At 59.5% G+C, this 21,547-nt stretch carries 17 protein-coding genes and 1 tRNA gene; 6 read left to right on the forward strand and 12 right to left on the reverse strand.

Features of this window, described 5'->3' with window-relative positions:
• Positions 1-73: 73 nt before the first annotated feature.
• Entirely contained in the window at positions 74-1,513 is a 1,440-nt protein-coding gene (locus HX790_RS09990; protein WP_176991508.1) for a lactate dehydrogenase, read from the reverse strand.
• Positions 1,514-1,780: 267 nt separating this feature from the next.
• On the reverse strand, positions 1,781-3,067 hold the full coding sequence (locus HX790_RS09995) for an OmpP1/FadL family transporter (RefSeq protein ID WP_176991492.1): 1,287 nt from the start codon (positions 3,065-3,067) through the stop codon (positions 1,781-1,783).
• Positions 3,068-3,608: 541 nt separating this feature from the next.
• On the opposite strand from HX790_RS09995, the gene HX790_RS10000 reads away from it, so the two are divergent.
• The 6 genes from HX790_RS10000 (at position 3,609) to pstB (ending at position 14,265) form a co-directional block, all read left to right on the forward strand.
• Positions 3,609-5,324, forward strand: coding sequence for a ShlB/FhaC/HecB family hemolysin secretion/activation protein (locus tag HX790_RS10000; RefSeq protein WP_176991493.1), 1,716 nt, complete (start codon positions 3,609-3,611; stop codon positions 5,322-5,324).
• A 133-nt stretch (positions 5,325-5,457) separates the two neighbouring features.
• Positions 5,458-10,377: a hemagglutinin repeat-containing protein gene (locus tag HX790_RS10005; RefSeq protein ID WP_176991494.1), complete on the forward strand. Its 4,920-nt coding sequence runs from the start codon at positions 5,458-5,460 to the stop codon at positions 10,375-10,377.
• Positions 10,378-10,549: 172 nt separating this feature from the next.
• Positions 10,550-11,566, forward strand: coding sequence for a phosphate ABC transporter substrate-binding protein PstS (pstS, locus tag HX790_RS10010; RefSeq protein WP_176991495.1), 1,017 nt, complete (start codon positions 10,550-10,552; stop codon positions 11,564-11,566).
• Positions 11,567-11,621: 55 nt separating this feature from the next.
• Positions 11,622-12,617 (forward strand): phosphate ABC transporter permease subunit PstC, encoded by a 996-nt coding sequence (pstC, locus tag HX790_RS10015; RefSeq protein ID WP_176991496.1) that lies wholly within the window; start codon positions 11,622-11,624, stop codon positions 12,615-12,617.
• Positions 12,614-13,486, forward strand: a complete 873-nt coding sequence (gene pstA, locus HX790_RS10020; RefSeq protein WP_017139134.1) for a phosphate ABC transporter permease PstA — start codon at positions 12,614-12,616, stop codon at positions 13,484-13,486. The genes pstC and pstA overlap by 4 nt, the downstream gene beginning before the upstream one ends.
• On the forward strand, positions 13,486-14,265 hold the full coding sequence (gene pstB, locus HX790_RS10025) for a phosphate ABC transporter ATP-binding protein PstB (protein WP_017139133.1): 780 nt from the start codon (positions 13,486-13,488) through the stop codon (positions 14,263-14,265). Before pstA ends, pstB begins: the two co-directional genes overlap by 1 nt.
• Positions 14,266-14,383: 118 nt before the next feature.
• On the opposite strand, the gene HX790_RS10030 is transcribed toward pstB, so the two are convergent.
• From HX790_RS10030 to ybgC, 10 genes are all read right to left on the reverse strand, one after another.
• Positions 14,384-14,459 (reverse strand) — tRNA-Lys (locus HX790_RS10030).
• Between the two features lie 63 nt (positions 14,460-14,522).
• Positions 14,523-15,200: a 7-cyano-7-deazaguanine synthase QueC gene (queC, locus tag HX790_RS10035; RefSeq protein ID WP_099549396.1), complete on the reverse strand. Its 678-nt coding sequence runs from the start codon at positions 15,198-15,200 to the stop codon at positions 14,523-14,525.
• Position 15,201: 1 nt separating this feature from the next.
• Positions 15,202-15,849 (reverse strand): 7-carboxy-7-deazaguanine synthase QueE, encoded by a 648-nt coding sequence (queE, locus tag HX790_RS10040; RefSeq protein WP_017139819.1) that lies wholly within the window; start codon positions 15,847-15,849, stop codon positions 15,202-15,204.
• Between the two features lie 164 nt (positions 15,850-16,013).
• A complete protein-coding gene (gene ybgF, locus HX790_RS10045; protein WP_017139818.1) occupies positions 16,014-16,847 on the reverse strand; it encodes a tol-pal system protein YbgF in 834 nt (277 codons plus the stop codon).
• 6 nt (positions 16,848-16,853) lie between these two features.
• On the reverse strand, positions 16,854-17,354 hold the full coding sequence (gene pal, locus HX790_RS10050) for a peptidoglycan-associated lipoprotein Pal (RefSeq protein ID WP_003193861.1): 501 nt from the start codon (positions 17,352-17,354) through the stop codon (positions 16,854-16,856).
• Positions 17,355-17,409: 55 nt separating this feature from the next.
• Positions 17,410-18,690, reverse strand: coding sequence for a Tol-Pal system beta propeller repeat protein TolB (gene tolB / locus HX790_RS10055; RefSeq protein WP_032865998.1), 1,281 nt, complete (start codon positions 18,688-18,690; stop codon positions 17,410-17,412).
• A gap of 17 nt (positions 18,691-18,707) precedes the next feature.
• On the reverse strand, positions 18,708-19,781 hold the full coding sequence (gene tolA / locus HX790_RS10060) for a cell envelope integrity protein TolA (RefSeq protein ID WP_017139816.1): 1,074 nt from the start codon (positions 19,779-19,781) through the stop codon (positions 18,708-18,710).
• Positions 19,781-20,233, reverse strand: a complete 453-nt coding sequence (tolR, locus tag HX790_RS10065) for a protein TolR (RefSeq protein WP_161630238.1) — start codon at positions 20,231-20,233, stop codon at positions 19,781-19,783. Before tolR ends, tolA begins: the two co-directional genes overlap by 1 nt.
• A 23-nt stretch (positions 20,234-20,256) precedes the next feature.
• A complete protein-coding gene (tolQ, locus tag HX790_RS10070; RefSeq protein ID WP_003209819.1) occupies positions 20,257-20,952 on the reverse strand; it encodes a protein TolQ in 696 nt (231 codons plus the stop codon).
• Position 20,953: 1 nt separating this feature from the next.
• The gene (ybgC, locus tag HX790_RS10075; protein ID WP_015885610.1) at positions 20,954-21,409 is read right to left on the reverse strand and encodes a tol-pal system-associated acyl-CoA thioesterase; all 456 of its coding nucleotides are present in this window, start codon (positions 21,407-21,409) and stop codon (positions 20,954-20,956) included.
• Positions 21,410-21,547 lie beyond the last annotated feature (138 nt).

Consider the following 21,547-nt stretch of genomic DNA (forward strand, 5'->3'; position numbering starts at 1 on the left):
AGGCGCACGCCTGTCGGGCAAAAAAAACGGGAAGGCCCCGTGATGAGCCTTCCCGCTTTCATGGCGCGCAACCTCAGCGCATCAGTACAGCGGGATAGTCCTTTAGCAGCACCGAATCCTGCATGGCCGCCAGGGCGTCCTTCAAGGTTGATTGCTCCAGCGCGTCCTTGGACTTTTTAACCTCCTGGGCTGCGTGCTCCAGCAACGCCAGGTAGTCGCGTTTGGACGAGCCATCTTTCGGCACCACCGTGTCTGACACCAACTGGGCCATCTCGTACTTCTGGGTCCGGGTGTTCTGCACCGCCGACTGCGACACAGAAGCACTCGCCAGTTGGCCATCCTTATAGGAGAAGCTCGCGGTGCTGCTGGCCTTGTCCTGCACTTGCACATACAGGTAGTTCTGCGATTCGCGGGTGCCATCCAACACCGGTGGCTCGCCACCGCTGAGGCTTTTGTGGAAGTTTGCCGACAGCACCGACTGCTGGTTCTGGGTCACGCTGCGGTCCGCGCTGCTGCGGCCATTGACCTGGGTCTTCTGCGACACGGTGTAGGAGAAGCTGTCGACTTCCGTAGGACGCATTGCGTTGGACGCACCTACGGCCTGCTTGATCGAAACCTTGAAGTCCGCCAGCCCTGTCAGCAAACCTTTGTCGGTCGGGTTGTTGCTCAATGCATTCGTTGCGCCAGCGCCTTGGGGATAGTTGCTGTTCATGGCGCTGAACGCATCCTTGAATATCGCCATCAAATCAGCATTGGCACTACCGCGCTGTTGCACCCGGTCGAACTGGGCGAGGTAGGTTTTCATCGCATTGGCCTGCTGTTTGGAGTCACCCAGGATTGCGCGGTTTTTCAGGTCCACAGACAGGTCGACGTCGCCGGCCGGGCCACTCATACGTGTGGTGCGGCTTTGGCTGTCGGCGTGGAACGCCAGGCTCATGTCCTCGCCCCCCTGGGTTTTGACTTTGGCGTTGAGGTCCACCGACGCCAACACGCTGGTGTCGAACTGGGTCAGTTTGCTCAGGTCGAGTTTCGGCGGTACGGCGGTCAACCCATCGACCGAAGCCTGGAACGCCGTCCCCAATTGGCCGACGGCTTTGAGTTCATCCGCGGTCAAATCGCCGCCGTCGACGGTGGCCTGCACGCCCAAGCCGTCTTTCTGACTGAACAGGCTGAACGTCACAGTCTTACCGCTGGCGGTCTTGATGCTGAGGCTGATTTGGTTGTCGGCCTTGCTGTGCAACACCGCCTGGTCGGCCTTGATCCCGCCCGTATCACCGGCACGCTCTGCCGTGGTGTTGAGCACCGATTGTGAAATCCCCGCCCCGCCGCCCCCGGTGAACTGATCCACCAACGCAGCACCGAGACCGCTGTAACGGCTGGCCGTGGAGATTGAACCGAAGCGTTGGCTGATCGCCTGGGTGACTGCGTCCTGATTATCGTTTTCCCAGGCCCACACGGTTTCGCGGCCGGGGAGCTGCCCGTTTTTGGAATAGAGATCGATAACGTCGGCCACGGGATTTCCGAGGCTGACCACGGAAGACGGCCGGGCCGGTGAGACGTCGAGGGTGTTCGCAAGCGCTGCCGGCGGTGAGGTCGTGGCGGCGCGAAGAATGAGGGGATTGGTCGCGATGATCGGCGTTAGCGTAGTCATGACAGTCCGTGTCCTAAAAGCTGATTAGCCTTCAATCTAACCAAGACACGCCGCGATTGACAGCATTGAGGTCAAAACTTACGGCAAAGGACCACGCCAAAAAACCGGCCCTTTGCCGTTATCCACAGGTCAGAAGCGGTAAGTCACCGAACCACCAAAACCATTGGCACTGTTTTCATACTTGGCGTCGTAGGTCAGCGCCAACTGAGGATTGTTGTTGCGCACCTTGATGGGCTCTTCCTTCAGGTAGGAATAGGCCACGTCAAAGGTCAGGTTATCCACAGGCGTCCAGCCGGCACCGAGGCTGAAGACGGTGCGGTCGCCGGTCGGAATACGCACCGAACGGTCGGTGTTGTTGGTTGGCGTCTGGTCCACCGAGAAGCCGGTACGCAGCACCAACTGCTTGTTGAGCTGGTACGACAGGCCTATCGCGTGGGACCAGGTGTCGTGCCAATGCTGCTCTTCGGTGATGGAGCCCAGGCCGGCCAGCTCAGCGGTAATGTCCGACACGCCGGCGTTGTTGACCGTGATCTTCTTCAACTGGCTCCAGCGCGTGTAGGTGCTACCCACGTAGAGGGTCAAGGCGTCGGTCAGTTGGTGCGTGACCGAGAAGTCCACGGACGACGGCGTGGTGACATTCAGCTTGGCGTCATACTTCTGCGCCCCGCCGTCCAGCACATCGGAGAGCACGCCGGAGGCGTTGGTATGGCCGCTCAGGTGATAGACGACTTGCGAGTGGTAGGTGACGCCGACGCGGGTGCTGTCCAGGGCCTGCACCAGGATACCGGCGTTGAAGCCCATCGCGGTGTCGTCACCCTTGATCTTGGCCGTCTCGGTGCCCAAGCCAAACGCCGGGACTTTGGAATCCAGCTCGCCGCTGATTTTGTTGAAGGTCGGGCCGAAACCTACCGAAACCTTGTCGTTGAACGCATAGCTGACCGTCGGCTGCACGGTGATGACCTGAATCTTGCTTTTGTTACCAAAGCCATTGCCCTGGAACCCGTGTTCATAGTCGGTCACCAGACCGAACGGCGCGTAGACCCCCAGGCCAAAGGCCCAGTGTTCATCGATCGGCGTCACCAGGTAACCCATCGGCACGGCAATGCCGGGGACCATATCGCCTTTGTTGGTGCCAGGATTGTCGACACCGCCTTGAGAGGAACTGGCGTCCTTGATGTTGGATTTGGCATCGAGGTAGGTGGCGCCGATGCTGACTTCATTGTGCTTGATGCGCGACATGCCGGCCGGGTTACCGAACACCGTGCTGGCGTCATCCGCCGAGGAAGAACGCCCGGCGTAGCCTGTACCCATTGAGCTGACACTTTGCTCATTGAGGGCAAAACCACCGGCGAACAGGTGTGTGGAGGCGAGCGAAATGGAGAGCGCCAAGGCGCTTTTAAGAGTTTTGTTATTCATTATTAGGACTCGAATTATTGGGCAGCGCTGGGGAAACTACCAACGTTCGAGTGAGGCGTTTATGAAGAGTTTTTCATGCTTTTGATTGTCGGACAATCTCAGGATTTTCAAAGACTTCGCCTGATTTTCCGTGTCTTTTTATGACTTTTTAACCGGATCGTGACTGCCTGGTTTCATCGTCGTAAAGCTGTCAATTTGAACGCCAATACCCCTCGATAGCCACGTTGACGACATGGGATGCGTGCATCTCTATAAACACGCCGATTAAGTCATCTTGCTGCAACAATCAAAACCCTCCCACATCGCCTGATCCACATACCCACCCCGTAAATTCAGGGACCTGATAGCCCCCACCAGTCAATTTGCACTGATTTTGTGCATTTATTTGCTGAATAACGCGGCATTCCTCACGTTTTATGTAATAAATCCTACAGACGATGTAACAATCCGTTTAATCATGACTCAAGAGCGGCAAGCCCCCCGAGCTCACGGTTTGGCTCCGGGGCATGAATCGTGTGTATTTCTACGTTAAGGATGTCGAGTGCCGAACCTGCCCTCACTCAAACGCTTGTGCCATCTCCACCCATTGGGTATCGCCCTGCTCTGCGTGTGCGCGCTGCCCGCGTCCGCCGCCGACGGCCCGCAGCCAGGCCAGGAAGCCCTGCGTTTGCAGCAACAACAGCAGCGCGACCTGCAGCAATTACAGCTGGAGCAACGCCAGCGCCAGCTCCAGAAAGGCAGCTTCGGCACACCGACGGCCGCCCCCACTGTGCCAGCAGACAATGTCAAAGATGAACGCTGCTGGCCGCTGAGCGGCATACGCCTGGCCGGTGTCACGCTGTTCAGCAGGGCCGAGCTGAATAAACACATCGAGCCCTATGTCGCCCCGTGCATGGGCGTCACCCAGATCAACCGCCTGCTGGCCGAGATCACTCGCCTGTACGTCGAGGCCGGTTATATCGCCAGCCGCCCGTACCTGATCAGCACCCCGGCTGCCGGGCAACCGCTGGATATCCATGTCGAAGAAGGCTACCTGGAAGCCATCGAACTGGCCGACCAAAGCTTGCCCGTGTCCCTGGCCGGCGCCTTCCCCGGGCTGCTCGGCAAGCCACTGAACCTGCGCGACCTGGAGCAAGGCCTGGACCAGCTCAACCGCCTGCGCTCGGTGGACCTCACCGCGGATATCGCCCCTGGCCGTGAACCTGGTGCCTCGCGCATCATCCTGCGTTCGCGCAGTAGCGCCTCACGTTGGGGGCTGGGCCTGGGAGTGGATAACCTTGGCAGCGCCGGCACCGGCCGTGATCGCAACGCCATCAGCCTGAGCCTGGACAGCCCGCTGCAGCTCAACGATTCACTCAACCTGAGCTTCAGCGACACGCTCAACCACGGCCCGCGTTACAGCCGCAGCAACAGCCTGTTTTATTCGATCCCCTACGGCTACTGGACCTACAGCCTGTTCGCCAGCCATGCCGAATACCGCTCACCGCTCAAGGTCAGCAACACCACGCTGTACAACAGCGGCCGTACCGATCAGATCAGCCTGCGCACCGACCGCGTGTTGTGGCGCGACCAGGGCCATCAACTCAGCGCCAACCTGCAACTGGCCTACAAGGACGTCGACAGCTACCTGCAAAAGGTCCGCTTGGGCATCCAGAGCCCAACGCTGAGCGTGGCCGAGGCCGGTTTGAACCTGTTCTGGCTCAACAGCGCGGTGTGGAACCTGGACGTCAATTACGCCCAGGGCCTGACCTGGTTCGGCGCTGATCGCGACGCTGACCAAGTGCAGAAAAACCTGCCCCAGGCGCAGTTTCACAAGTACCGCGCCAACCTCACTCAATGGCGCAACGGCCAATGGCGCACGCAACCCTGGCAGTGGCAAAGCCAGCTGTCTGCGCAATACAGCCCGGACCGTTTGCCTGCCATTGAGCAACTGCTGGGCACCGACGATTCGGCTGTGCGTGGCTACCGCGAAAACAGTGCCTCGGGCGCCATCGGTGCGGTGTGGCGCAACACCTTGCGCCTGCCGCTCAACAGCGACCTGCTGGTAAAAATCACCCCGCGCCTGGGCCTGGACAACGGTTGGGTCAAGCGCGAATACGGCGCCCCGGGCCAACGCCTGAGCGGCGCGAGTGCCGGGCTCAACCTGAGCTGGAAGAACGTGCAGCTCGACGTCGATTACCAACGCAATTTGAACACGCCAACAGGCTTTGGCCAGGAGCCGGAGGTCTGGCTGACGCGCCTTAGCTTGCAGATATGAGCGTGCAGATATGAGCGTGCAGATTTAAACCAACACCCGATTAGCCTGAAACAACCGCCGTACCTGACCACCCCAGTAGCGTTGCAACGAACAACGCACGAGGCGGCTCAGCCAACATAGAGCGAACTTACTTATGCCGACTGACACCCACACGTTTCACCTTTCACCCCAGGGCAAACTGCGCTGGGCCATCGCCAGCCTGTTCCTGCTGCCGCAACTGGTACTGGCCGCCGGCATCACCGTGGTCGAAGGGCCTGGCGGGATACCGCAACTGCAAAACCAGCAGGGCGTGCCCATCGTCAATATCGTCGCGCCGAATGCTGGCGGCCTGTCCCATAACCAGTTCCTGGATTACAACGTCGACCGCCAGGGCGTGGTGCTGAACAACGCCCTGCAGGCCGGCCAGTCGCAACTCGCCGGGCAACTGGCGGCGAACCCGCAGTTCCAGGGCCAGGCGGCGAGCGTGATCCTCAACGAAGTGATCAGCCGCAACGCCTCGACCTTAAACGGCGCCCAAGAGATTTTCGGTAAGGCGGCCGATTATGTGTTGGCCAACCCCAACGGTATTTCGGTGAATGGCGGCAGTTTCATCAACACCCCGAACGCCAACCTGGTGGTGGGCCGCCCCGAACTCAATGACGGCAAGCTGCAAGCCTTGAACACCCGCGACGCAAGCGGCCAACTGACGGTGCACGGCCAAGGCCTGCAAAACCGCGCGGGCTCGATCAACCTGATCGCGCCGCGCATCGACAGCGACGGGCGCTTGAGTGCCCGCGATCAACTGAACCTCACCGTGGGCCGCAACCAGGTCGATTTCGCCAGTGGCCAAGTGCGCCAGGTCGACCCGGCCAGCAAGACCCAGGACCAGCGCATCGACGCCAGCCTGTTTGGGGCGATGCAGGCCGGACGCATCAACATCATCAGCACGGCCGAAGGTGCTGGCGTGCGCGTAGGCGCGGTGCAAGTGGAAGGTCGTGACGGGGTCAACGTCAGCTCGGCCGGCGACCTCGACATCAGCGGCCAAGTCCACGCCAACAGCCTGGACGCCACCCGCGCCGGCGTGCAAAGCCAGCATGGCGATGTGGACTTGCACAGCGCCAAGGATTTGAACCTGGCCGCCACCGACGTCAGTGGGCGCAACGTCAAGCTCGACGCCGGTCGCAACCTGACCCTCAGTAGCCTGGAAAGCCGCAAACTCCAGGAAAAACGTGAACAGTGGGACAACAGCAACTTCCTGTTCACCTACGAAACCTACGACCGCACCACCACTGATAAAGACTCGCGCCAGCACGGTAACAAGGTCGTAGCGCAGCAGGATGCAACGCTGTCTTCCGGCGCCAAGGCCGAGATCAAGGCCAGCCAAGTCGAAGCGGGCAATGCCTTACGTGTCAACAGCGGCGCCGACCTGCTGGTGAACGCCGCGACTGAAACCCATGAAACCCGCGATCAGGGCAACCATCGCAAACATCTGTGGAAAGCCAACTGGGATAAATCTTCCAGCGAGCAACGCAGCGTCACCAGCAGCCTCAAGGCCGGCAAAACGCTGGAGCTGACCAGCCAGCAGAAACTGCAATTGCAAGGCGCCGAACTGAAAACACCCGGCGATATTCAATTGGCCGGCCGCCAAGTGGAGATCAGCAGCGCCAGCCGCACCCAGGTAAGCCGCGACAACGCTTACTCCGGCGACCTGACCGGCGGCAGCTTCTTTGGCAAGAGCGGCGACGGCGACAAGGGCAAAACCTTGAACACCGGCAGCAAGGTCAACGCCGACGGCAAACTGCTCGTCAAGGCCGACGACGTGCGCATCAGCGGCAGCCAGGCGCGTGGCGGCAAGCAGGCCAGCGTGATCAGCGACAAAGGCTCGCTGGTGATCGACGGCGTAAAAGACACCTCCCACGACAATAGCTACAGCAACGACAGCAAGTTCTTCGGCATTTCCAAGGATGAAAGCCGCAAGCAACTCAAGGACAGCACTGTCGTGGCCAGCAACCTGCGCTCGGACAGCAACCTCAAGCTGCAAAGCGCCAAGGACATTCAAGTCAGTGGCTCTCAGGTGTCGGCCGCCGGTAAATTACAGGCGGACGCCAAGGGCGATATCAAGATCGCTTCGGCTGACAACACCACACACGACACCACCACCACTCACACCCGTGGTTTCGATGGCTACGCCAAGGAAAACGCCGAAGGCACCCGCCAGTACCGCGCTGGCGTGAGCTTTGAGGACCAGCAGCAAACCAGCAAGACCGACACCACAAAACAACAAGCTTCCAGCCTCAGCGGCGCCAGCGTGGCGGTCACCGCCGATGGCAATGTGAGCATCAAGGGTTCCGGCGTCCAAGCCACCCAGGGCGATGCAATTTTGAGCGGCAAAAACGTCGAGTTGCTGGCGACCGATAACAGCACGCGCAACACCACCGACAAAACCACCACCGGCGGTGGCGTGTACTACACCGGCGGTCTGGACAAGGCTGGCAACGGCGCACAGTTCAGCCATCAAAGCAGCCACGACAACAGCAGCAACACCACCGCGCAAACCAGCAACGTGGCAGCGGCTGGCAAGTTGACCATCAACGCCGGCAACACCCTCACCAGCCAGGGCGCGCAGGTCAAAGCAGGCTCCGAATTGCAGGTCAACGCCGGCACCGTCGATAACCAGGCGGCGCACAACAGCCAGACCAGTACCCACAAGGAAAACGGTTGGAGCGCCGATGTCGGCGTCAATGTTGAATACAAAGGCATCACCCGACCCATCGAAAAAGCCATCGAAGGTGTGGCCCAGGCCAAATTCCATCAACCCGGTTTGCTCGATGCTTTCGAGCAGCCGAATGTCGGGCTGGACGTGGAAGTCGGTCACACCAACAAGACCCGCACCCAGCAGGACAGCACGGCGGTGGTCAGCCAGTTCAGTGGCGCCACGGTGCAGGTGGATGTCGCCGGTAAGTTGCAGGATGAAGGCACTCAGTACCGCGCCACCGATGGCGGGCTGAAGATCGATGCCGGCGAGCATATCGCCAGCGCCGCAGCCAACACCCACAGCAGCAGCGAACAAAGCGTGGACGCCAAGGCAGGCGTGCGGGTCTACACCACCACCGGTGAAGACGTGAACGTGCGCGGCAGCGGCGCAGGCGGCAGCAGCGATGTGCGCGAAGCCAGCAGCACGGCGGTGGTCGGCAGCTACGCGGGCACTCAGGGCGTGAACATCACGGCCAAGGGCGATGCGCATTACGCGGGTAGCCAGTTCAACGGTGGCCAGGCGGGCGTCAACCTCAAGGCCGGTGGCGAGTTGGCGCTTGATCAGGCCAGCGACACGCAAAGCACAACCAGCAACAGCCTGCGCGGTAATGGTTCATTGACCGTGGGCACCGCACCGGGCACCAACGGTACCAACGTCAACCTCGGTGCTGGTGTGCAACTGGATAACAAGCAGCTGGCCACCCAAGACAGCCAGGCGCGGGTCGCGACGCTTCAAGGCAGCGGGCCGATCAAGCTCAGCAGCGGCGCCGACATGACCCTGCAAGGCACGCAGATCGCCAGCAACGGTGATATCAGCCTGAATGCCGGCGGCAAGCTGGACCTGCAAGCGGCCACCAATACGCATGTCAGCAATGGCAGCAACCTCGGCGGCGGCCTGAGCGTCGGTGCCGGAAAAACCAGTGGCGCCGACAGCAGCGCCAAGACTGGCAGCCTGAGTGCCAACTTCAATATCGGCAAGGTGGCGGAAAACGATCAGGGCGTGGTTGTCGGGCAGTTGCACAGCAAGGGCAACGTGAGCCTCTCCAGCGCCGATGATCTCCATCTGCAAGGTACGCAGATTGCCGCCAAAACGGTCACCCTCGATGCGCAAAACGGCGGCATCCTGCAAGAGTCGGCGCAATCCACCCAGGCTCACAACAGCTGGGGCGTGACCCTCGGCGCGGGTGGCAGCGGCGGTAAAACAACACGGGGCGACGCCGGTGAACACGACACACCCAAGACCCAGCTGGGCATCAATGCCCGCGCCAAGGTCGATGTGGACCACGTGCAAGGCACCACCCAGCACGACAGCCTGATCAAGGCCGATAGCGTAGCCATCAACAGTGCCGGTGATACCCATCTGGCGGGTGCGCGGATAGAGGCGGATCAGGTCAGCGGCAACGTCGGCGGGGATCTTGTGGTCGAGAGCCGCAAAGATCACGTCAGCAGCACTAAGGTCAACGTCGACGCCAAGCTTGATGTCGAAAAAAACCAACCCGGCGTGGTCAACAAGCTCGCCAAGACCACCGGCCCGCTCAAGGACAAGGTGCAAGCCAAGGCCGAGGGCGCGTTCGACAAGCATCGGGAGAAGTTGGAAAACGCCGTCGACAAAGGCACCGAGCACCTCGCTTCGGCCAAGGACAGCGTGATCAACGCCAAGGAGCGCCTGGGCGAAAAGCTCAGCCGCAGTGGCAGCTACGAGGTGAATCCTGAACCCCGTGGCGCCTTTGGCACCCGCGTGGACCAGGCCAAGACCTACCTCGCGGACAAGAAAGATGCACTGGGCACGCGCCTGTCCAGCTTCAAGGACAAAGTCTGGCCAAAAACCAGCGACAGCTACACCGTCAGCGGCAAGGACACCGCCGGCAGCAAGGTGGCCGATACCGCGCAAAACGTACTGTTCGGTGACAAGAGCGGCAACACCAGCTACACGCCGACGCTGAACCTGGACGTCAGCCACGTGGTGAAAGACAGCGTTAATCAGGCCTCGGGCATTCGCGGTGCTCAGGGCGTAAACCTTGAAGTGGCTGGCGACACACGGCTGACTGGCGCGCGGATCAGCGCCGAAAGCGGCAAGGTTGAGTTGGGCGGTTCCAAAGTGACGGCGACGACGTTGGCAGGCAGCGACTATCGCGCCGATGTCGGGCTGAACCTGTCGAAATCGCCGGTCAACCTGGCGCTGGGCGCCAAGGACGAACTGACCCAGAAACAGGACGACGCCACACGCAAGGATCAGGCTTTCAACCTTGGGCCGCTGCGGGTCGGCGGGCACAGTGACCAGCAGGAATTACAGGCGGGGATTGACCAGAAAGGCAGCTAAGTAGCATCGCCTGGGTGACAGCAGGCATGCTCGCTGCCACCCAGGCAAACATTTCTAAATGTTTCTTCATAAAGCCAAACCGTCATTAAACAGCAACATATCAGGAATTAAATCGTCACGTCTTAGACAGGTGGGCCTACCCACTTACCCCTTCCCTTGAGGTGTTGTCGTGATGTTGCCGACTAAAAAAAGTCTGTCTGTATTGTTGAGCGCCCTGTGCCTGAGCGGCATGGCCCACGCCACCGACGTTACCGGTGCCGGCTCCAGCTTCGTCTACCCGGTGCTGTCCAAGTGGTCGCAGGACTACAGCAAGAACTCCAGCAACCGCATCAACTATCAGTCGATCGGCTCCGGCGGCGGCATCGCCCAGATCAAGGCAGCCACCGTTGACTTCGGCGCCTCTGACGCACCACTGTCGGCCGACGATCTCAAAGCCGGCGGCCTGGGTCAGTTTCCCAGCGTGATCGGCGGCATCGTGCCGGTGATGAACGTCGAAGGCGTGGCCGCAGGCCAGCTGAAACTCGACGGCGACACCCTGGCAAAGATCTTCCTCGGTGACATCAAGGCCTGGAACGACCCTGCCATCGCCGCGCTCAACCCTGGTGTGAAGTTGCCAAGCGCAAACATCACCGTGGTGCACCGTTCGGACGGCTCCGGCACCTCGTATAACTTCACCAACTACCTGGCCAAAGTCAGCGACAGCTGGAAAACCAGGATTGGTTTCGGCACCACCGTACCGTGGCCGGTCGGTGTGGGCGGCAAGGGCAACGAAGGCGTTTCGGCCTACGTGAAGCAGATCAAGAACTCGATCGGCTTTGTGGAATACGCCTACGCCCTGCAGAACAAAATGACCTTTGCCTCACTGAAGAACGCGTCCGGCAAGTTCGTCGAGCCTAACGCCAAGGCGTTCCAGGCCGCCGCCGACACCGCCGACTGGGCCAGTGCCAAAGACTTCAACCTGATCATGACCAACGCCCCAGGTGAAGGCGCATGGCCGATCACGGCCACCACCTGGATCATCATGTACAAGCAGCCCAAGAATGCCGAGCAAAGCCAGGCGGCGTTCAACTTCTTCAAGTGGTCGCTGGAAAAAGGCCAGGAACAGGCTGCGGCCCTGGACTACGTCGCATTGCCGGGCTCCCTGGTGTCGCGAATCGAAGATTACTGGAAGTCTGACTTCGCCCACTGATTCGCCCTACGACCGCCTTCCTCGATAACTGAGGAAGGCGCTGAGCACCTCTGATATGAACGACACGGTCCACACCCTGGTTATGACTACTCACGCGAGCGACACCGGGGGCGACCGCCGCGCCGCCCGCGATCAACGCCACGACCTGTGGTTCAAACGCTCGATGTTCGGTGCCGCCATGCTGGTACTGGCGCTGCTGGGCGCCATTGCCGCCTCGACCCTGTGGGGCGGCGGGCTGGCGTTCAAGACGTTTGGTTTCGGTTTCATCACCAGCACCGAGTGGGATGCCGTCAATAACCACTTTGGTGCCGTGGTGCCGATTTACGGCACCTTGGTCACCTCCTTTCTCGCCTTGCTGATTGCCGTTCCGGTGAGTTTCGGCATCGCGATTTTTCTGACTGAAGTTGCACCGCCCTGGCTGAAAATGCCGGTGGCCTCGGCGATTGAGCTGCTGGCCGGTATCCCGTCGATCATCTATGGCATGTGGGGTTTGTTTGTGTTCGGGCCTTTCATGGCCGAACACCTGTCGCCGTTGATCAATGACTACCTGGGCGCCCTGCCCTTTGTTGGCTCGCTGTTCCAGGGGCCGCCACTGGGAATCGGCATGCTCACCGCCGGCATTGTGCTGGCGGTGATGATCATGCCGTTTATCACCTCGGTGATGCATGAGGTGTTTCGCAGCGTGCCCAAGCAGTTGAAAGAATCCGCCTACGCCTTGGGCAGCACGACGTGGGAAGTGGTGTGGGACATTGTTCTGCCTTACACCCGCTCGGCGGTGGTCGGCGGTATCTTCCTCGGCCTGGGCCGCGCCCTTGGCGAGACCATGGCGGTGACCTTCGTATTGGGTAACGCACAACAGTTTTCCGCCTCGTTGCTGATGCCCAGCAGTTCCATCGCCTCGGTCATCGCCAACGAATTCAGCGAGGCCTACACCGACCTGCATCGCTCTGCGCTGATTGCCTTGGGTTTCCTGCTGTTTATCGTGACCTTCGTCGTGCTCGCGCTCGCGCGACTGCTGCTGATGCGCCTGTCGCGCAAGGAAGGGTTATGAACGCCAACGAACGCCTGTATCGCAAACGCGCATTTAAAAATGGCGTGGCCATGTTCCTCAGTTGCGGCGCCACCGCCTTTGGCTTGCTGTGGCTGACGTGGATTCTGCTGACCACCATTATCAACGGGTTCCAGGCCCTGAACCTGCGCCTGTTTACCCAGATGACCCCACCGCCCGGCACCGAGGGCGGCCTGGCCAATGCGTTTTATGGCAGCGCGTTGATGTCGGGTATCGCGTTGCTGATCGGTACGCCCATCGGGCTGATGGCCGGCATCTGGCTGGCAGAGTTCGCACGCCACTCGCGCCTGGGGACTACGGTGCGTTTCATCAATGACATCCTGCTGTCCGCCCCCTCGATTGTGCTGGGTTTATTCATCTACACCGGGGTTATCCTGCCGCTGAACCTGCTGACCAATCATCAGGTCGGCTTCTCTGCCATCGCCGGTGCGCTGGCGCTGGCGCTGCTGGTGATTCCGGTGGTGGTGCGCACCACCGATGAAATGCTCCAGTTGCAACCCTCCACCATGCGCGAGGCGGCCCTGGCACTCGGTGTACCGCAGTGGAAGCTGACGCTGCAAATCGTGCTGCGGGCGGCCAAGGCCGGCGTAGTCACCGGCATCCTGCTTGCCCTGGCGCGCATCACCGGGGAAACCGCGCCACTGCTGTTCACCGCCTTTGGCAATCAGTTCTGGAGCAGCAACCTGCTCAAGCCGATCGCCAGCGTACCCGTGGTTATTTTTCAGTACGCCATGAGCCCGTTCGACGACTGGCATGCACTCGCCTGGGCCGGCGCATTGGTCCTGACGTTGTTCGTGCTGGTACTCAGCCTGGCATCCCGCCTGATTCTTTTACGCAATAGGTCTCACTGATGGACGCCACCGGCATTGCTCCCGACAAAACCAAAATCCAGGTGCGTGGGTTGGAGTTCTTCTACAACAACCAACGCTCGCTCAAATCCATCAACATGGATATTCCGGAAAAGCGCATTACCGCCATCATCGGGCCTTCGGGCTGCGGCAAGTCCACCATGCTGCGGGTGTTCAACCGCATCTACTCGATGTACCCCAAGCAGGAAGCGCGCGGCGAAGTGCTGCTCAACGGCGAAAACATCCTCGCCCCCGGCTACTCGATGAACCGCCTGCGCAGCCACGTAGGCATGGTGTTCCAGAAGCCGGTGCCGTTTCCGATGTCGATCTACGACAACATCGCCTACGCAGTGCGTCACCACGAAAAACTCTCGCGCCGCGAAATGAACGACCGCGTCGAACAGGCCCTGCGCGGCGGTGCGCTGTGGGATGAAGTCAAAGACAAACTCAACCAGAGCGCCCAGAGCCTCTCCGGCGGCCAGCAACAACGGCTGTGCATCGCCCGCACCATCGCGCTGCGCCCGCAGGTGCTGCTACTGGACGAACCAACCTCCGCCCTCGACCCGATTTCCACCGGGCGTATCGAACAGTTGATTACGGAATTGAAGGCGCAGTACACGGTGATCATCGTGACCCACAACATGCAACAGGCCGCGCGGGTTTCGGACAGCACCGCGTTTATGTTCATGGGGGAATTGATTGAGCATGGCAAGACCGATCAGATCTTTACCACGCCGAAGATGAAGCAGACGGAGGACTATATTACGGGGCGGTTTGGCTAAGGCCGGGCAACGAGCCGTCTCTTGGAGGCGGTTTTTTACCAGCGCCAAATTGCAGGCAAAAAAAAACCCGGAAATCCTCACTTACGTGGGCCTTCCGGATTTTCTAAACCGCCAAAAATGGTGGGTCGTGTGGGATTCGAACCTACGACCAATTGGTTAAAAGCCAACTGCTCTACCAACTGAGCTAACGACCCGCTGTGTGGTGGCGCGTATAATACTGATTTCTAAGGATTATTCAACACCTTATTTTAAATAAATCAGAAATAACGCGTTGGGTCCGCAATTGCGGCGTTTTTGAAGCCTTCTGCTCGCAGTCTGCAAGCGTCACATTTCCCACAGGCACGACCGGAATCGTCTGCCTGGTAGCAGGAAACTGTCAGCGCGTAATCGACGCCCAGTCCTACGCCAGCCTTCACGATGTCTGCCTTGCTCATGTTCTGCAGCGGCGCCTGAATGCGGAATCCCTGCCCTTCCACTCCGGCCTTGGTCGCCAGGTTGGCCATGCGTTCGAATGCCTCGACGTATTCCGGACGGCAGTCCGGGTAGCCGTTGTAGTCGAGGGCATTAACACCTATGAAGATGTCGCGGGCTTTCAATACTTCGGCCCAGCCAAGCGCGAGGGACAGGAATACGGTGTTGCGCGCCGGCACGTAGGTCAACGGAATGCCTTCGCTGGGCGCTTCAGGCACATTGATGCTGCTGTCCGTCAGGGCCGAGCCGCCGATGCCGTTGAGGTTGAGGCCGATCACCTTGTGCTCGACCACGCCCAGCTCACGGGCAACACGCTCGGCGGCGTGCAGCTCGGCGCGGTGGCGTTGGCCGTAGTCGAAACTCAGGGTGTAGCAGCTGTAGCCTTGGGCGCGGACCATGGCCACCAGCGTGGCGGAATCCAGACCGCCAGAGAGCAGGATGACCGCGCGCTTTTGCTCGGTCATGTCAGCGCCCCGGCTCGTCGTTCCACAGGTATTTGTGCAACTGCAATTGCAGGCGCACCGGCAGGTTGTCCGCCACCACCCAATCGGCCAGGTCGCGGGCATTGAGGTCATGGTGGCTCGGCGAGAACAACACCTCACCGGCACGGCGGTCGAGGTTGTACTGGATCAGCTTGGAGGCCGCCCAGTCATAGTCATCCCGCGAACAAATCACGAACTTGACCTGATCGTTGGCCGTCAGCAAATCCATGTTGTCGTAGAGGTTGCGGTGCGCTTCCTTGGAACCTGGGGTCTTGAGGTCGACCACCCGACTCACGCGCGCGTCGACCGCGGAGATATCCAGGGCGCCGCTGGTTTCCAGTGAAACCTCATAGCCAGCGTCACACAGCCGCTTGAGCAACGGGATGGCATTCGGCTGGGCCAGGGGCTCACCACCGGTCACACAGACGTAGCGCGGCTTGAAGCCGGCAACCTGCTCGATGATGTCGTCGAGGGTGCGCACGGTGCCGCCACTGAAGGCGTAGGCGCTGTCACAGTATTGGCAACGCAACGGGCAGCCGGTCAACCGTACAAATACGGTAGGCAGGCCAGCGGTACGCGTTTCACCCTGTAACGAGTAAAAAACTTCGGTAATACGTAATGTGTCTTGCATAGTCGCCACGGGCGTAACAGCTAAACAGGCTGTCCGCCTCCGTCAGGCACTTCAAGGAACCCCGCCAACGCGTAGGCCCCAAAAAGCGTGTTTCATAAAAGGGCGTGGATTCTAACGAAAAAACCCGCGCCAGGCGCGGGTTTCTTCTAAACGGGTTGCATCGCTTACAAGCGCTGCAGATCCCGCTGGGCCAACTGGGCTGCGGAGGTACCCGGATATTGGGCAACCACCTGTTGCAAAATGCCTTTGACCTTGTCGGTGTGACCCAGGCGGCGTTCTACATCAGCCAGTTTATACAGCGAGTCAGGCACCTTGGCATGCTTTGGGTACAGCTGGCTGACCTTGGCAAATGCCTGGCCTGCCGCTTGCAAATCACCCTTTGCCAGGTTCACCTCACCCAGCCAGTACTGGGCATTGCCCGCGTATTGGCTGTTAGGGTATTTGCGCAGAAATGCGGTAAAGGCCTGGCTGGCCTTATCGAAATCCTTGGCTTTGATCAGGTCAAAAGCTGCGTCGTAATACAGCTTTTCCTTGGCCGGATCACCCGGTTCGCTGCTGGCAGCAGGCGCTTGGCTAGCCGCTGCGCCTGCTGCTGCACCACCGGCGGCAGCGCTTGGCGCGCCACCGGCAGAAGAATTATCAGGAGTTGCGGCAGGTGTAACACCGGCTCCAATGCGTCGATCAAGATCCTGGTAACGTTCCAGGCCTTCTTGCTTCAGCTGGTTCACTTGGTTCTGCAAGATCTCAATGGTGCCTTGTTGCTGCGACAATTGATCCTGCATACGTTGCAGCTGGTTGAACAGTTCGCCCTGTGCCGAGGGAGCGGCAGTTGCCGGTCCCCCAGCATAGGCGCCGTTCGTGCCATAACCCGCTGGCGGATAACTGCTCCCGCTATTGTTATAGCCAGAGTTGCTATCTTCCACAGGAACCGCAGCCCACACCGCAAGCGGTGCGAGGCTGAGAGCCAATACAGTTAGAGCACGACGGCACGTTCGCATGACGAATTACTTACGCAGTTCGACGCGACGGTTTTGAGCCCACGACTGTTCGTCGTTGCCAGTTGCAACTGGACGCTCTTTACCGTAGGAAACCAGTTCCAGTTGGCCTGGAGCAACACCTTGCAGTACCAGGTAGCGTTGAACGGCTTTCGCACGACGCTCGCCCAGTGCCATGTTGTACTCACGAGTACCACGGGCGTCAGTGTTACCTTCCAGAACAACGCGAGCGCCGTTAGCTTTCAGGTCCTTCGCGTGAACGTCCAGAGCGCGCATGGCTTCTGGCTTCAGGTCAGAACTGTCGTATTCGAAGTAGAAAGTGGTGATAGCGCGCAGAGCAGCTTCTTCGCTCAGGGAGCCGTCAACTGCACCAGTGTTAGCGCCGTAACCAGCGTTTGGATCAACAGCTGCGCCTTCACCGGCATTGTCGCCGCCTTTAGACGAGCAACCAACGGCTACGGACAGAGCCAGAGCCAGAGCAGCAAACTTACCAAACTTCAGCATTTCCATCGTGAAACTCCTAATGAACCCCAGTGTGTTAAGCAATTCTTTTTGTAGCGCCGCGTCAGTTCAGGTAAGGGGACCAGGATGGTTCTCTGACTTCGCCTTGTGCGGTAGGAAGCGGGAGCCTTACGCGTCCATTAATGGACACGAGCATCAAGACTCCCCGGCCCTGCTGGCGGGTGGCGTAGATTACCATGGTGCCGTTGGGCGCAACAGTGGCTGACTCATCAAGGTTGGTATCTGTGAGGATTTTTACCGTTCCACGCTGCAAATCCTGGGCCGCAACCCGGAAATTAGTGAAACCATCCTGACGGTGAATCATCACCAACGTCTTTTCATCGGCCGAAAGCTTAGGGTTGGCATTGTAGTTACCAATAAAGGTCACGCGTTCCGCGCCACCGCCACCTACGCTTGTTTTGTAGATTTGAGGCTTGCCGCCACGGTCGGAGGTGAAGTAGATGGTCGAGCCATCCTTACCCCAGAACGGTTCGGTATTGATGCCCGGGCCACTGGTTACACGGCTGATCTGCCGCGAAGCCATGTTCATCACGTAAATGTCCGGGTTGCCGTCCTTGGACAGTACGAACGCCAGGCGCGAACCATCCGGCGACCACGCAGGGGCACCGTTGAGGCCTTCAAAGTTGGTGATCTGCTCACGACGACCGGTGTCGATGTGCTGCACGAAAATGCGCGGGCGGCGCTGTTCGAACGACACATAGGCAATACGCTTGCCGTCCGGCGCGAAGCGCGGCGACAGGATTGGCTCACGCGACTGCAGCAAGGTCACGGCGCGGGCACCGTCGTAGTCCGAACGCTGCAAGGTGTAACGCGTGTTGTCTACGGAGAAACGCTCAGCCGTTACATAAAGCAGACGTGTCGAGAACGCACCCTTGATACCGGTGAGTTTTTCAAACGACTGGTCCGAGATGTAGTGCGCCATGTCCCGCAGTTGTTCGGCGGTGCCCGATACGCTGCCGGTCAAGACCTGCTGCTCGGTGGCCACGTTGAACAACGTGTACTGGATTTGCAGGCGACCGCCGGCCGGCGTAATGCTGCCGACCATCAGGTACTGGGCGCCTACCGCTTTCCAGTCACGGAAAATGACTTCGCTGGCCTGGGTCGGCTGGCTGATCATGTTGCCTTTTGGAATAGGCGCGTAGTAGCCGGAGTTGCGCAGGTCGTCGCTGACGATCTGGGCCATGTCGTCCGGCAGCACGCTGCCGCCCTGCCAACCGAACGGCACTACCGCGATCGGGGTGGCCCGATCGCTACCGCTGGTGACCAGAATGTTCTTTTCATCCGCCGCCGCTATCCCTGCCATACAGCAAATAACGACAAGCATTCCTCGAAGAAGGTTTCTCACAAGGCTAGATCCTCAGGTGTGAATGTCATCTTGAATGAACGATAGGGAGCGAAGTCGCTTGGTTTCATTCCCTGCATCTCGGTCAACCGGCCAATGTTCTTGACCGCGGCAACCGCCGAACTGTCGAACGAACCGTCACCACTGGACTTGGACACGCTGACCGAAGTCACCGTACCGTCCGGCAACATGCCGATCTGCAGCACTACTGTCATGCCTTTACGTGCCGAAGGTGGACGTGTCCAACCTTCCGCTGCCCGTGCCCGAATCAGGTCGTCGAAACTGCCCGCGACTTCATCGCCACGCTCATCGGCCAAGGCTTGCTGACGCTGCGGCGTGTCGGAGAGCAAATCTGCCAAGGCCTGGGCCTTTTTCTCTTCGGCGGATTTACGCGCTGCTTCCTGGGCCTTTTTCTTGCTGGCGTCGGCGGCAGCTTTCTTCTTCGCGTCGTCGGCGACTTTCTTCTTCGCCTCGTCTGCTTCAGCTTTTTTCTTGGCGTCTTCGGCGGCTTTCTTCTTCGCGTCTTCGACTATCTTCTTCTTGGCGTCTTCAGCGGCCTTTTTCTTGGCCTCTTCTTCGGCAGCTTTTTTGGCTTCTTCTTCAGACTTCTTCTTGGCTATATCAGCCAATTGTTTCTCTTCAGCCTTTTTAGCTTCGGCAGCTTTATCGGCTTTTTTGGCTTCATCAGCCTTTTTGGCCTCGTCAGCTTTCTTGGCTTCGTCAGCCTTTTTCGATTCCTCGGCCTTTTGAGCCGCCTCTTCTTTCTTTTGTTCCGCAGCAGCCTTCACCGCTTCCTGCTCGACCTTCTTCTGTTCCATCTGCTCGACTTCGGTCTGGCGCGCAGCCGACTTCTGGGCCTCACCCGCAATCTTTTGATTGGTCTGGGTGGTGGCCTGACTTTTCGATTTCAGCTGATACAGGGTCGCCTGCACGATCGGCTTGGCTGGCGGCAGGTCCGGGGTCATGGCAAAGCTGACGAACAGCATGCCAAACACCAGGACGTGCAGGGCAATTGCCCAGACGCTAGGCCAGAAGTAGCTTTCCGAGGCGGACGGCTCTCGCTGTTGCTGCATCAGGGCGCCTCGGTAATCAAGCCAACGTTACCCACGCCGGCCTTCTGCAGCCCGCCCATGGCGCCCATGACGGAACCATAGTCGACCACTTTGTCGCCGCGAATGAACACTTGCGTGTGCTTGCCGCCTTCGTTGCCGGACCGGATGATCTTGGTCACGGCGTCCGTCATCTGCGGCAAGGTCATGGCCTTGTCCTGCTGTTTCTGGGTGTCGACTTCGCTGCCAAGGTTCCAGTAATAGGTCTTGTCAGCCTTGATCGAAATGGTCAGGACCTGGGTGTTGTTGTCTTGCGGCAAGGCTTCGCTGGAAACCTTGGGCAGATCAACCTTCACGCCCTGATTGAGCATCGGCGCGGTCACCATGAAGATAACCAGCAGCACCAGCATCACGTCGATGTAAGGCACTACGTTCATCTCGGCGACCGGCTTGCGCTTTTTGCGAGCTCGAGCGATTAAAGCCATTGGAAATTACCTGCTTATTCTTCGCTGGTGTGCACTTTACGGTGCAGGATCGCCTGGAATTCATCGGCGAAGGTGTAGTAACGGCTGATCAAGGTTTCGCCACGAGCGGCAAAACGGTTGTAGGCAATTACTGCGGGAATAGCGGCGAACAGGCCGATCGCGGTGGCGATCAAGGCCTCGGCGATACCCGGGGCCACGGTGGCCAGGGTCGCTTGTTGCGCCTGGGCCAGGCCACGGAAGGAGTTCATGATGCCCCACACGGTACCGAACAGGCCGATGTACGGGCTCACGGAACCGACGGTGGCGAGGAACGGCAAGCTTTGTTCAAGCTTTTCTTCTTCGCGGGAGATGGCAACGCGCATGGCACGGGCCACGCCTTCCATAACCGCTTCCGGGTCAACACCCGGTTGCTGGCGCAGGCGCGAGAATTCCTTGAAACCGGCGCGGAAGATCTGCTCTACGCCCGAATCCGGGTCCGGGTTGCTACCGGCCTGACGGTACAGCTTGGACAGGTCGATACCCGACCAGAAGCGCTCCTCGAAGCTCTCCAGGGCACGTCGACCGGCACGCAGCAGGTTGCTGCGCTGAAAAATCATGACCCAAGAGGTAACCGATGCGGCTACCAGGACCAGCATCACCAGTTGAACCACAACACTGGCATTGCTGACCAGGCTCCACATGGAGGAATGGTCGACGACGGTAGGTTCCACGCTAAATCTCCTGCTTTGATTGTTTACCCGCGCCGCTTACGTCGGCAAAGGCCGCACGTAGAGCTTCGGGAATGGCCCGGGGTTTCAAACTATTGGTGCGCACACAAGCCACCAGGAACTGCCCCTCACAGAGCAGCGTTGCATCCGTTGCCCGCCTGACCTGCTGTTTAAAGCGCAGGCTGACACGGTTCAATTCGATAACTTCAGCGCTGACCAGCAATTCGTCGTCCAGTCGCGCCGGTGCGTGGTAGCGCGCCTCGCTGGAATGCACGACGAATAACAGGTCCTCCCCTGCCAGCTGGGATTGGGCAAAGCCCAGCTCCCGTAGCCGCTCGGTTCGAGCCCGCTCCATGAACTTGAGGTAGTTAACGTAATAAACGATGCCGCCGGCATCGGTGTCCTCGTAATAAACGCGACAGCGATGTGCGAACGACTGATCCCCGTTTTGCGCGCGCATACTCTAGTGCTTACTCCTCAGGTTGCCAATCCGGCTGGGCAACTGTTTTTGCATTCTATTCAGCATTTCTAACGACTGAATGACGACACCAGCCACTAGGACAGCACAAACTTCAGATAAATCGTCTGGCGTGGTGTT

The sequence above is a fragment of the Pseudomonas sp. IPO3747 genome, from assembly GCF_013385245.1.
Taxonomy (GTDB): domain Bacteria; phylum Pseudomonadota; class Gammaproteobacteria; order Pseudomonadales; family Pseudomonadaceae; genus Aquipseudomonas; species Aquipseudomonas edaphica.